The sequence below is a fragment of the Stenotrophomonas sp. 28608_Sma genome (assembly GCF_056486185.1).
Genome location: NZ_CM151308.1, coordinates 1,146,190 through 1,157,922 on the forward strand (window position 1 = coordinate 1,146,190; position 11,733 = coordinate 1,157,922).

General features: G+C 66.8%; 11 protein-coding genes. 3 read left to right on the plus strand and 8 right to left on the minus strand.

What is annotated here, in order from left to right; all coding sequences use genetic code 11:
• Window positions 1-260: 260 nt before the first annotated feature.
• From ACZLHH_RS05260 to ACZLHH_RS05270, 3 genes are read left to right on the plus strand one after another with little or no spacing between them, the layout of a single operon-like run.
• Entirely contained in the window at window positions 261-1,346 is a 1,086-nt protein-coding gene (locus ACZLHH_RS05260; RefSeq protein WP_049463135.1) for a L,D-transpeptidase, read from the plus strand.
• Between the two features lie 17 nt (window positions 1,347-1,363).
• Window positions 1,364-2,089 carry a murein L,D-transpeptidase catalytic domain family protein gene (locus ACZLHH_RS05265; protein ID WP_004147404.1) on the plus strand — a complete coding sequence of 242 codons (726 nt, stop codon included), beginning with the start codon at window positions 1,364-1,366 and terminating at the stop codon, window positions 2,087-2,089.
• Window positions 2,090-2,123: 34 nt separating this feature from the next.
• On the plus strand, window positions 2,124-2,732 hold the full coding sequence (locus tag ACZLHH_RS05270) for a HutD/Ves family protein (RefSeq protein WP_049463136.1): 609 nt from the start codon (window positions 2,124-2,126) through the stop codon (window positions 2,730-2,732).
• A 314-nt stretch (window positions 2,733-3,046) separates the two neighbouring features.
• Here the strand turns inward: ACZLHH_RS05270 and ACZLHH_RS05275 are convergent, their stop codons facing one another.
• From ACZLHH_RS05275 to ACZLHH_RS05310, 8 genes are all read right to left on the minus strand, one after another.
• Window positions 3,047-4,651, minus strand: coding sequence for a sulfite reductase subunit alpha (locus tag ACZLHH_RS05275; RefSeq protein ID WP_049398796.1), 1,605 nt, complete (start codon window positions 4,649-4,651; stop codon window positions 3,047-3,049).
• Window positions 4,648-5,619 (minus strand): FAD:protein FMN transferase, encoded by a 972-nt coding sequence (locus ACZLHH_RS05280; RefSeq protein WP_049463145.1) that lies wholly within the window; start codon window positions 5,617-5,619, stop codon window positions 4,648-4,650. Before ACZLHH_RS05280 ends, ACZLHH_RS05275 begins: the two co-directional genes overlap by 4 nt.
• 55 nt (window positions 5,620-5,674) lie before the next feature.
• On the minus strand, window positions 5,675-6,478 hold the full coding sequence (locus tag ACZLHH_RS05285; protein ID WP_049398797.1) for a DUF4198 domain-containing protein: 804 nt from the start codon (window positions 6,476-6,478) through the stop codon (window positions 5,675-5,677).
• Between the two features lie 75 nt (window positions 6,479-6,553).
• Window positions 6,554-7,072: a DUF2271 domain-containing protein gene (locus ACZLHH_RS05290; RefSeq protein ID WP_004147429.1), complete on the minus strand. Its 519-nt coding sequence runs from the start codon at window positions 7,070-7,072 to the stop codon at window positions 6,554-6,556.
• A gap of 26 nt (window positions 7,073-7,098) precedes the next feature.
• A complete protein-coding gene (locus ACZLHH_RS05295) occupies window positions 7,099-7,737 on the minus strand; it encodes a PepSY-associated TM helix domain-containing protein (RefSeq protein WP_049463137.1) in 639 nt (212 codons plus the stop codon).
• Between the two features lie 176 nt (window positions 7,738-7,913).
• On the minus strand, window positions 7,914-10,340 hold the full coding sequence (locus ACZLHH_RS05300) for a TonB-dependent receptor domain-containing protein (RefSeq protein WP_049463138.1): 2,427 nt from the start codon (window positions 10,338-10,340) through the stop codon (window positions 7,914-7,916).
• 146 nt (window positions 10,341-10,486) lie between these two features.
• The gene (locus ACZLHH_RS05305; RefSeq protein ID WP_049463139.1) at window positions 10,487-10,888 is read right to left on the minus strand and encodes a hypothetical protein; all 402 of its coding nucleotides are present in this window, start codon (window positions 10,886-10,888) and stop codon (window positions 10,487-10,489) included.
• 164 nt (window positions 10,889-11,052) lie between these two features.
• Window positions 11,053-11,730, minus strand: a complete 678-nt coding sequence (locus tag ACZLHH_RS05310) for a Fe2+-dependent dioxygenase (RefSeq protein ID WP_049463140.1) — start codon at window positions 11,728-11,730, stop codon at window positions 11,053-11,055.
• Window positions 11,731-11,733: the final 3 nt, after the last annotated feature.

Here is an 11,733-nt window from a genome sequence, read left to right on the forward strand (position 1 = left end):
CACCAGGATGGTGGCATCACAGACCTGTGGAAGGGGCTGAGATACAAACAGGACAGACGCGGCCGCGTGCAGGATGCAACGCTACCCCCACAGCGCAGGATGCGAGGGGGCGGCAGCAGGCCGACAAGGACGTAACGATTGCCCGGTACGACACATGGCTGTGTCGCCGGGCAGTTTCATTTCCGGCACCTGGTTTTGCCGCGGCCACCACGGGTCGATGGTGTACGGTGGCCGCACCGCATGGAAAGGACCCCCGCTGGATGCTTCTGCACCGCCCCACTACCCTGATGCTCGCCCTTGCACTGGCCCTGCCGCTGCTGGGCCATGCCGCTGCGCCGACGCCGGCCGCCAAGCCTGCCGCTGCCGCAGCCAGCACCGCCGAAGTGCGCGGACCGACCGACCTCAAGCCGGGCGAATACCTGTGGCATCCGGAAATTTCACCGACCGGCCCGATCGTGCTGGTGGTCAGCCTCGATGAGCAGCGCGCGTACGTGTACCGCAACGGCATTGCCATCGGCCTGACCACGATCAGCTCGGGCAAGGCTGGGCATGAGACGCCGACCGGCGTGTTCACCATCCTGCAGAAGGACAAGGACCACAAGTCCAACCTCTACAACAGCGCGCCGATGCCCTACATGCAGCGGCTGACCTGGGACGGCATCGCCCTGCATGGCGGCAGCCTGCCTGGTCATCCGGCCTCGCATGGCTGCGTGCGGCTGCCGCAGGCCTTCGCGCAGAAGCTGTTCAGTGAAACCCAGCGTGGCGACACCGTGGTCGTGGCCGATGCCAAGAGCTCGCCGATGACGCTGGCCTATCCGTCGGTGCTGGCACCGGTCAACGCGCGCGGCCAGGCCCTTCCGGAGACCGGGGATGGGGCCCCGGCGCAGGCCTGGTGGGATGACGCCGCAGCGCCGGCCGGGCAGGTCGGCATCCTGGTCAGCCTGCACGACCAGCGCCTGTACGTGCTGCGCGATGGCGTGATGATCGGCGAGTCGCCGCTGAAGGCCGACGCCCTGCCGGCATTCCAGGGCACCACGCTGTTCGTGATGGGGCAGGGCTACAGCGATACGCCCAGCCCGTTGGACGTGAACCAGCGCCTGCACCAGTGGACGGCCTATCCGCTGCTGGGCCAGGACCGTGCCCAGGCCACCCCGGACCTGCTGGCCACGCCCTCGCTGCCGATGGCGCTGCCGGCCGATTTCGCCCGCCAGCTGTACCAGGTGCTGGTGCCGGGCACGACCCTGCTGGTGACCTCGCTGCCGGCGGTCCGCCCAAGCCCGGCTGAATCCGGAATGCAGCCGGTCTTGGAATCCGAGCCGCCAGGGTCCACCCTCAAGGGCAACTGAGTCCCCTCGTTGTGCCCATGACTGCATCCCGCCTGTGCCGGCTGGCCGCGTTCGGCCTGCTGGCGACCTCGGCCAGTGCTCCGGCGCTGGCACAGACGCCCGCCCTTGCCACCAGTGCCGATGATCTGGCCGCCTTGCTGTCGCGCAGTGCGCCCAAGGCCGACCGCCACGTATTGCAGCTGGCGGCGCACGCCATGCGCTGCGCGCTGCAGCGGCCGGAGCTGGGCATCAATGGTGATCGCCTCAGCGTGATCGATTATTCGCGGCCGTCCACCGAGCCGCGCCTGTGGGTGTTCGACCTGGCCCACCAGCGCCTGCTGTTCGAGGAATGGGTGGCGCATGGCCGCAACAGCGGCGAGAACCGCACCGAGCACTTCTCCAACCGCGATGGCAGTTTCATGTCCAGTCTCGGCGCGTTTACCGCGCAGGAGACCTACATGGGTGGCAACGGGTATTCGCTGCGCCTGGCCGGCCTGGAACCGGGCTTCAACGACCGCGCGCGCGAACGCGCGATCGTCATCCACGGCGCACCCTACGTGAATCCGGCCACCGCACAGCTGCAGGGGCGGCTCGGCCGCAGCCTGGGCTGCCCGGCGGTGCGGCTGTCGGTGGCCAAGCCGCTGATCGACGCCTTGCGCGGTGGCACGATGGTGTTTGCCTACTACCCCGACCAGGACTGGCTGAAGCACTCGCAGCTGCTGGGTGGCGAGTGCGGTGGCCAGGGCACGCTCGCCACGCGGTGATGCACGACGGCGCGCGGCGTGATGCAATGCGCCGATGAACATCGACTCCCTGCTGCACACTCCGAGCCAGGTGATTTCCCGCCTGGACTATCGCCGCGAACGCTGGCGCAACGGCCTGGGCTGGACCCGCGAGATCCTGCGCCTGCCGGCGCAGGGTGATGACTGGGCGCTACGCCTGTCGGTGGCCGAGATCGAGCAGGATGCCGCGTTCTCCGCCTTCCCCGGCGTGGAGCGCGAACTGGTGCTGCTGCAGGGCAATGGCGTGCGCCTGCGTTTCGAGGATGGCCGTGTGGCCGAGGTGCTGCCACCGCACGGGCGCGTGCGTTTTGCTGGTGAGGAAGCGCTGCACGGCGAACTGGTCGATGGCACCACCCACGACTTCAACCTGATGTGGAAGCGCGAGCTGCTGCAGGCCGAACTGCTGCACCGGCCACTGGTGGGGGCGATGTTCTTCTTCTGCGAACCGGGCGTGGCCTGGGCGCTGCATCTGCTGGCCGGTCAGGCGGAGTTCGGTGCCGACAGCGGCTTGCCGGCGTTGCAGGCGGGAGACACTGCGTGGTTGGCGGCCGGTGAACGGCAGCGTCATGCATTGCAGGGCGGTGGCGAGTTGCTGGCGATCCGGATCAGTGCGGCGGCGGGATGATTCCTGGGCGCCGGTTGGCACTATCCACGCATGGCGTGGATCTACTGCAAATGCGGTTGCCACCATGTCTGGACACACCGTTCAGTAGATCCACGCCATGCGTGGATGGGGCCACCGATACCGCGTCACGGTGCGAACCAAGGTTCGCACCCACCAGAATGCGGTTCGCGCCAGCCGAATCTGTTCAGTAGATCCACGCCATGCGTGGATGCGGCCACCGACACCGCGTCATGGTGCGAACCAAGGTTCGCACCCACCAGAAAGCGGTTCGCACCCACCAGAAAGCGGTTCGCACCCACCAGGATGCGGTGGCCTCAATACACATCGCGCCGGTAACGACCGGCCAGCAACAGCGCTTCCTTGCCCGCGGTACCCAGCACCTGCTCGATCACTGCATCCACCGCCGGGGCCATGCCCTGCAGGCTGCCGCAGACCAGGATCGTGGCGCCTTCATCCACCCACTGGCGCAGCGTTGCCGCTTCGGTCAGCAGCCGGTCCTGCACATAGCGGTGCGCACCGCCATCGCGGCTGAACACTGCATCCAACCGCGCCAGCGTGCCGTCGGCCAGCATCGCCTGCAGTTCTTCACCGAAGTGGAAGTCATGCGCGGCGGTGCGCTCACCGAACAGCAGCCAGGTGCGCCGTGCGCCACTGCGTACGCGTTCGTGCAGATGTGCGCGCAGGCCGGCGATGCCGGTGCCGTTGCCGATCAGCAGCAGCGGCACATCGGCGGGCGCGCCATGGAAATTGTCGTTGCAGCGCAGACGCAGCTGTACCGGTTCGCCGATGGCGGCGTGGTCGCACAGCCAGCCGCTGCCGATCCCTGGCGTACCGTCAGCGCGCAGCTGGCGGCGCAGCAGCAACTCCACCGCGCCGTCGGCCATCACCGAGGCGATGGAATACTCGCGATGGGGCAGTGGTTGCAGGGTCGCCAGCAGCGCGGGCAGATCACCCGGGGGAACCAATGAGGGCAGGTGCGAGCGCGCGACGCGTGCCAGCAACGTCTGCCCATCATCCAGCACGGTGTCCGCGTCGAAGCGTTGTGCATCCAGCCAGGCACGCACGGTGTGCGATGCGTGCTGCGGGCCGATCTCGGCGATGTCACCGGCCTGCCACTGCGCATTTGCATCGGCCGGGGGCTGCAGGCGCAACCAGTACACCGGACCACCGGGGCTGCCCGGGTTCAGATGCTCGCGTCGCAGCAGCGTCCACGGCTGGTACTCGGCCGGGCTCCAGTCGGGCAGTTCGCTGGCGTTACCGCCGAGTTGTCCCAGCAACTGTTGCCAATGACGCAGTGCTGCCGGATCGGCGTTGTCGACCTCGATGGCGTCGAACAGCGGATGCGCGCCGTGCTGGCGCAGCCAAGTGTCCAGCTGGTGGCCGAATCCGCAGAAGTGGCCATAGCTGCGGTCGCCCAGCGCGAGCACGCCGTAGTGCAGGTGCTGCAGCGGGGGCGGGGTGGCCATCACCCCGCGCAGGAACGGCAGGGCGTGGTCGGGTGGATCGCCTTCGCCGGTGGTGCTGGCAATAAACAACGCGCGCTGGCTGGAAGCCAGCAGTGCTGCATCCACCTCATGCAGCCCGCGCACGCGCACTGGCACGCCGGCACCGCGCAGGGCCTCGGCGCTTCGTTCGGCCAGTTCGCGGGCGAAGCCGGTCTGGCTGGACCAGACCAGCAGGATGGGCGCGGTGTCTCCGGTTGCGGCGTCGTCGCGCGGGCGCCCACGCCACCACAGTGCCGCGCAGGCCAGCGCATACAGCACCGTGGCGAGCACCGCGATCTGCGACTGCCGCGCCGGTGGTGCGCCCCGCCACCACGCTTCGCCGAGATGCAGGCGAAGCAGTGCCCAGCCGATCGCTGCCAGCAGGAGCAGAACCAGTGCGTTGCCGAGCCAGGCGCGCGATGGACGTGCGCTCATGCGTCCTGCTCGTCGAGCAGGCGCTGGAAGGCGCTGCTGAGAAATTCCTGCGGGCCGTCTGCCGCACGCTGCAGGTAGCGCGCAGCCAGTCCTTCGCGCTCGGCCAGTGCCATGCCCTGTTCGCGACCCAGCACGGTCAGTGCGGTGGCCCAAGCATCAGCGTGCATGGCGTCGTCGGCCACCACGGTTACTGCCGCGGCAACCTGCCGCACCGGCCTGCCCGTACGCGGGTCGAGACTGTGGCTGTAGGCCTCGCCACCGGCCTGGTACTGGTGCCAGCGATCGCCGGAAGTCGCCACCGCCTTGCCGTCCAGCGCGAGCACCCGTGGCGGGGTATCGGTGTGCACGTCTTCTTCCGGTGCGGATTCCACCAGCACGCGCCACGGCTGGCCGTCCGGTTTGCGACCGTAGCCGGCCAGCTCGCCACCGACTTCGATCAGCGCGGCAGTGATGCCCTGTGTGCGCAGCCACGCAGCGACATGGTCGACGCCAAAGCCCTTGGCGATCGCAGAGAGATCCAGTTCCAGTCCACCCGGTTGCAGCAGCGCATCGTCCTGCCACTGCAGGCGCTGCCAACCGCAGCGATCACGCGTGGCCTGCAGGGTAGCGTCGTCGGGCTGGCGGCGTTCACCGGCATGTGCCCCGAAGCCCCACAGTGCAACCAGCGGACCGATGGTGGGATCGAAGGCGCCGCCACTGGCGGAAGCGATGGCCTGTGCGCAGACCAGAACGTGACGGGTTTCGGCCGGCAGCACGCACCATTGGCCGGCGTCGGCGCGGTTGTAGCGACTCAGATCCGAACCACGCTCCCAGGTGCTCATCTGCGCGACCACCTCGTCCAGCCGCGCCTGGATGCCAGCATGCAGCGGGTGCAGGTCGCGCTGGCGCGACGCGACCAGCGACACGCTCCAGGTGGTGCCCATGGTGGTGCCACCGAGGCGGGCGATGTCGAGCAGGGGATCGGTCATGGTGGTGTGCTGCAGGCGCGATGCCGGGGCGTGCCCGGCATCGCGGTCCACGTCATTACTGCGGCAGTACTTCCAGCGTGGCGACGTAGCTCAGGCGGCGCTTGGCGGCCTGCTTCACCGAGGTCTTGTTGTCTTCGGTGCCGGTCTCCAGCCAGTACATGCCGGCTTCCGGCCAGGTCACCTTGATCTCACCCTTGGCATCGCTGGTGACCTTCAGCTCGTCCTGCGCGTTGCGGTAGCGGGTAGCGCCACGCACGATCTCGAACTCCAGGCCGGCGGTCGGCTTGCCGTCGACCAGCACGCGGAAGGTGGCTTCCTCACCGGCGAACAGATCGTTCGGGTGGCCGACGGCGACCAGCTCGATGCCACGGTTGGTCGGCTTCAGCGCAGTGTCGTTCGGTGCGCCGTTGGTGACGAAGGTCTCCACGCGGCCGACCGACTGGCTCACTTCCAGCTTCTTCGCATCCTTGGGCAGTTCGCCGAAGGTGGCGACGCTGCCGCGCCAGCGCTTGCGCTCGCCGTTCTGCTCGTAGGTGGCGAACAGGCCGTCATTGACCGACGCGATGCGGTAGGTGCCCGGCTGCTTCAGCTCGACATCGAACACGCTGCGGTACTTGCCGGTGGACGCGTTCTGCGGCTGCACGGTGCTGCCGTCCGGCGCGGTGATCACCACCGACTCCAGGCGAAGCGGCACGTGGTTGAAATAGAACAGGTCGTTGGAGACCGCACCGTCGACGGTGATCCACGGCGCGTTGCCGGCGATCACGGTCTGCGAGGGCAGCAGCCAGGCCTTGTGGGCCAGGGCGGAGAAGGGAAGGGCAGCGGCCAGAGCGGCGGCGAGGACGAGCGTGCGCTTCATGCGGAAGACTCCAGTGGATGCGGGGTGATGCGACAAGGAGGAGGGAATTACGACTTAATCCCCTCCGTCCCCTTTTCAGGGTTTGACGGCGAGGGTGACCTGGCCCAGTTCGGTGGCGCCCTGCGCCTTGCCGTTCTGTGCGGCGGTGGCCGGCCAGGTGAAGGGGATCTTCAGCAGCTCGCGGCCGCCGACTTCGCGCACCGCTTCCACCACCAGGGTGTAGTTGCCCGGAGCCAGCTGCTTCAGCGCCGGCTGCTTGTCGTTGAACGACAGCGCGTGCTTGCCGGCCGGGCGGGTCGGGCCGGTCACGCCGTCCACCGGCACCTGCAGGGTGCGGCCGCTCTTGCGCCACCACTGGCGCAGGTCCGGCAGCCACTTGGTGCCGTGGCCTTCGCTGTTGCTGGTCTGCTGGTACCAGACCGACAGGTTGGCCGCGACCTTCTGGTCGGCGCCTTCCAGCCACACCGCCACGTACGGGCGGTGGTACTCGGCCACGTTGAGCTTGGGCACTTCGACGTTGATGTCGAGGGTGGTGGCATAGGCCGGCGAGGTGGCCAGCAGGCCGCTGAGGGCGATGGTCAGGGTGACGCGCATGGGGCGGCTCCGGAAACGAAGGAAAGTCAGTGGATCAGCAGCAGGGCGATCAGCAGCGGAATCATCAGGCCGAGGCCGACCAGCGGCCAGGTCATGCGCCGCTGCCGTGCATGCAGGTGCAGCAGGAACAGGCCGGTGATGCAGAACACCAGGCAGGCCACGGCGAACAGATCCAGGAACCAGCCCCACGCCGGGCCCGCGTTGCGGCCCTTGTGCAGGTCGTTGAGGTAGGACACCACGCCGCGCGACGTCGATTCGTACTCCACCGCACCCGTCTCGCGATCGATGCTCAGCCAGGCGTCACCACCGGGGCGCGGCAGCGACAGGTAGATCTCTTCGGCCGACCACTCGGCCGGGCGCCCGCCGATGGCGATGCCCAGCTGCGTGTCCAGCCATTGCCGTGCCGGGCGCGGGATCGGCGCGTTGCCATCCTCGCGCGTGCCCAGCTGGCCCAGCAGCGCGGCCGGCAGTTCCAGATGCTGGTTCTGCACCTCGGGCTTGGCCTCGATCTTCGCGGCATGGTTGAGGGTCAGGCCGGTCACCGCAAACAGCAGCATGCCGATCAGGCAGACCGCCGAGCTGATCCAGTGCCACTGGTGCAGCGTCCGCAGCCAGAAGCCACGGTTCTGTTGCTGCTGCACGGTGGAAGAGGCAGGACGGCTCACGGCACGGTTCGAGGCGGACGGGGACTGCCCATTACATCATTGATGAGAATAGCTCGCAATTGCGTGTCGTTCTGTATCCCTGGGGGGGAATTGCCGGCCAGCGGCCGGCACTACCGACTGGCCGGCAATCCCGCAGATCAGTAGATCCACGCCATGCGTGGATGGAGCGCTAACGATCAGAACTTGAAGTTCAGGCTCACCCAGACGCTGCGGGCCTTGTCCTTGTTGTTGTAGTCGTCTTCGAACAGCACTTCATTGCTCGAATCGCCATATACCCCACTGCCGTCCAGGTCGGTGAAGCTGGCTTGGTAGGTGGTGAAATCGCGGTCCAGCAGGTTGTTGATACGTGCATTGACCGTCAGCCACTGCGTCGCTTCGAACGAAGCACCCAGATGCAGAGTGGTGTAGTCCTTGTAGTAGAGCTTCTCGCGCGTAGTGGCGTTGAGCCCACGGAAGCGCTTGGAGCGCGCCTCTGCAGTCAGAAACATATTGAAGCGCTCGCTGACCTGCCAGTCGAAGGTCGCATTGGCCATGTGCCGCGCGCTGTTGCCCAGCGGGAGGCCCTTCTCCGCGCCGCTCTTCTGCTCACTGTCCGTGTAGGTGTAGTTCGCACGCAGGCCGAAACGCTCGCCGATGTTCCATCGACCAGCTACTTCGGCGCCCTGAATGATCACTTCATCGATGTTCACCGTTTTGCTGCTGTTGGCGTAGCCCAGCTCGGCGTAGTCGCCCGTTGAGGTGCAGGCCAGAGCGAAGCGGCCGCCGCAGGGTTGTGAGGCGATCTTGTCGTCGAAGCGGTTGTGGAACACCGTGGCATTGAAGTTGTGCCCGTCTGGATGCTGCCAGTAGACCGCCAGTTCGGTGCTGGTGCTGGTTTCGGGCTTCAGGTTCGGATTGCCGAACATCGGTAGCGTGCCTTGCGCGCCGAAGCCGGTGACGCCGTCGTACAGCTGAGTGGTCTTGGGTGTCTTGAAGCCCGTGCTGACACCACCCTTCACCGTCCACTGTTCATTGACGGTGTACACACCGTACAGGCGCGGGCTCAAGTGGTCGCCGAATACCTCGTGGTCGTCGTAGCGCAGGCCATAGGTGATTCCCAGCGGCGCGATGACGGTCCAGGTGTCCTCAGCGAACAGCGAGTACATGTTGTGCTCCTGCTTCTGGCCGGGCATTCCGCGCTCGGTGCCGAACACGCCGTCGGTCAGTTCACCACGGATGACCTGCGCACCGACAACAGCGACATGCTGGCCTGCGGCCTGGAAGGGAATGTCCAACTTTGCATCGAAGGTGTACTGGGCGCTTTCGAGCGTGCGTCGAGGCCGTGGCAGGAAGGTCGATTCAGCCAGCGCGCGGCGTTCAGCCGTTGAGCGGCCGCTATAGGCACCGGTGCCGTCGATCATCTGCAGCAGCAACTCGCGTTCCGCGACAGTGAATGGCATCGTCCGGCCATCGTTGTTGGTTGATACGTGCGAGAGGGACACCAGGCTGTTACCAAAGCCCCACTTGCCCTCGTGGGTCAACGCCCATGCATCGCGGGTGAATTCCTGGGTCGGTCCATAGCCCACGCGCGGGTCGGCCCGGCGTGCCCACGTACCACCACTGGTCCGGCACGCGTTGGCATTGGCACCGCTGCCGTTGCGGCAGAAATTGGCCGTGCGCCAGATGCTGTTGATGTTGTCTACCGTACCAACCGGGTACTCCTCGACACCGGCATCATTGATCTTGATCGAGTTGTCGTATTCCTGGCGCGAGGTGTCGTAGTCAAGCGTCAGGCGTTGATCTTCGTTGATGTTCCATTCAAGGCTCAGACCACCTGCTTTATTCGTGTTGTCGACTGTTTTACCACCGCCGCCAAAGCCCAGCGTGCGCGCATGGGGGGTGCCGTTGGGGTCGATCGCCGGCGAGTAGACGGGATTGGAAGCATCGCGGTCATACCAACTGGCGCGTGCGCTGAGGTTCAGTACACCGGGAACGATTGGGCCGGTCACATACAGGTCTGCAGTGCGGTCGTCACCGAAATCGTCATCGGTCTCGAAGGTGCCTGCAAGGGTGGCCGAGCCACTCCAGCGGTCCAGCGATCGCTTGGTAATGATGTTGATGACGCCACCCATGGCGTCGGCGCCGTACAGTGTGGAAGCCGGGCCGCGGATGACTTCGATGCGCTCGATCGCGTCCAGCGGTGGGATGTGGTTGAACTGGTTGCCGCCGAAGTTGTTCGGGTAGATGTCGCCGTGATTGTTCTGGCGGCGGCCATTGATCAGGATCAGCGTGTAGTCCGAGCCCATGCCGCGCATGGAAATGGTGCCTTGGCCCGTCTTGTCGCGGGTCTCGCCAACGTCCACGCCTTCCAGATCGCGGACTGCATCCAACAGGGTCATGTATGGGCGCTTGGTCAGCTCTTCCTGGGTGATGACTGAAATGCTGGCCGGCGCGTCAGTAATTTTTTGCTCAAAGCCGGAGGCGGTGACCACCACCTTGTCCAGCGTCTGTGGCGCGCCGGAAGCGTCACCGTGGGCGAAGGCAGGGGCGGTCATGGCTGCCAGCACGGCGCTGGTCAGCAGGGTACGGGACAGGGACGAACGGACACGATGGCGCTGGGCCATGGCAGTAACCTCGAAGGATGCAGGGTGGTGCAATGCCAGGCGCGAACGGCGCGGCATGCACGGGGAGGCCCGGTCAGGGGCGGCAGGGATGAAGCAGGCAGCGGCGTGCGGGCACGACCGCGCAGGCGGTCACGCGGGGCCGTGAATCAGGCGAGCGGAGGCGCCTGGCCGCGTTGCTGGCGGCGCCCGGGCGCGTCGGCCCAGGGCGTGTCCGGAGCGGCCAGCGGCCAGTCCGGGCGCACGCCGGGCATGGCCGGCGTGGCGGGTACGAGTTCAAGCTCGGTGCGCAGCCATTGGCTGGCCAGCAGCAGCGGCGGGCGCGCCTTCTCGGCCGATTTCACCGGGGCGGCAGCACAGCGGCGCAGTTTGGCCGGTGCTTCTTCCTGCGGGGACGCTTCGCCACCGCGCTCTTCCAGCGGCATCTGCACGGCCATTCCGGCCTGGCCGTGTGGCAGCAGCGGCAGGGTGCCCAGCAGCAAAGCCAGCATCGCCACCCACGCCAGCAGGCTGGCCAGCGCAGGACGCTGACCGCGCATGGCGGTGCCCATCTTTCGATGGATGAGTGGGCGAGGGCGAAGCGGGCGCAGCAAGCAGGGGTCCCCAGGGGTCTGCCGGCAGCGGCCGGCATCAACGGGGCGTGATTGTAATGAGAGCTGTTAGCTGTTGCAAATGAGAATGATTGCCAAATTGTCGCGGGTCGGCCGGATGTGGCTCAGACTTCGCTCCAGCGTCGCAGCAGGTTGTGGTACACGCCGGTCAGCTGCAGCACCGCCTCGGCGTCACCGCCGGTCTGCCGCAGGCGCTCGATCGAGCCATCCATTTCCCACAGCAGGCGGCGCTGCACATCGTCGCGGATCATGCTCTGTACCCAGAAGAACGAGGCCACGCGCGCACCGCGGGTGACCGGCCGCACCTGGTGCAGGCTGCTGGACGGATACACGATCAGGTCGCCGGCCGGCAGCTTTACCTCGTGCTCGCCGTAGGTATCGCTGATGATCAGCTCGCCGCCTTCGTATTCGTCCGGATCGGACAGGAACAGGGTGCAGGAGATGTCCGAGCGCAGCTGTTCGCCGTTGGCCAGGTTCATCACCGCGCCATCGACATGGAAGCCATAGGTGCCGCCACCGCTGTAGCGGTTGAAGCGCGGCGGCAGGATCTTCAGGGGCAGCGCGGCAGCAAAGAACAAGGGGCTGCGGCTCAGCGCGGCCAGTAGGTCCCTGCCCAGCTCCGCTTTCAGGGGAGATGCATCGGGTAGCTGCAGATTGTGCTTGACCATCGCGCCCTGTGCACCGACGGTCTCGCGACCGTCGGTCCAGTCTGCAGCGTCGAGTCGCCTGCGTGCCTGCGCCACGTCCTGGGGTGAAAGCACGTCGGGAATGTGCAGCAGCATGGC

Bases quoted from the DNA above. Each gene is read 5' to 3' on its own strand.
- ACZLHH_RS05260 (WP_049463135.1), top strand. From the start codon at position 261: ATGCTTCTGCACCGCCCCACTACCCTGATGCTCGCCCTTGCACTGGCC.
- ACZLHH_RS05285 (WP_049398797.1), bottom strand. From the start codon at position 6,478: ATGAAGCGCACGCTCGTCCTCGCCGCCGCTCTGGCCGCTGCCCTTCCC.
- ACZLHH_RS05270 (WP_049463136.1), top strand. From the start codon at position 2,124: ATGAACATCGACTCCCTGCTGCACACTCCGAGCCAGGTGATTTCCCGC.
- ACZLHH_RS05310 (WP_049463140.1), bottom strand. From the start codon at position 11,730: ATGCTGCTGCACATTCCCGACGTGCTTTCACCCCAGGACGTGGCGCAG.
- ACZLHH_RS05290 (WP_004147429.1), bottom strand. From the start codon at position 7,072: ATGCGCGTCACCCTGACCATCGCCCTCAGCGGCCTGCTGGCCACCTCG.
- ACZLHH_RS05305 (WP_049463139.1), bottom strand. From the start codon at position 10,888: ATGGGCACCGCCATGCGCGGTCAGCGTCCTGCGCTGGCCAGCCTGCTG.
- ACZLHH_RS05275 (WP_049398796.1), bottom strand. From the start codon at position 4,651: ATGAGCGCACGTCCATCGCGCGCCTGGCTCGGCAACGCACTGGTTCTG.
- ACZLHH_RS05265 (WP_004147404.1), top strand. From the start codon at position 1,364: ATGACTGCATCCCGCCTGTGCCGGCTGGCCGCGTTCGGCCTGCTGGCG.
- ACZLHH_RS05280 (WP_049463145.1), bottom strand. From the start codon at position 5,619: ATGACCGATCCCCTGCTCGACATCGCCCGCCTCGGTGGCACCACCATG.
- ACZLHH_RS05300 (WP_049463138.1), bottom strand. From the start codon at position 10,340: ATGGCCCAGCGCCATCGTGTCCGTTCGTCCCTGTCCCGTACCCTGCTG.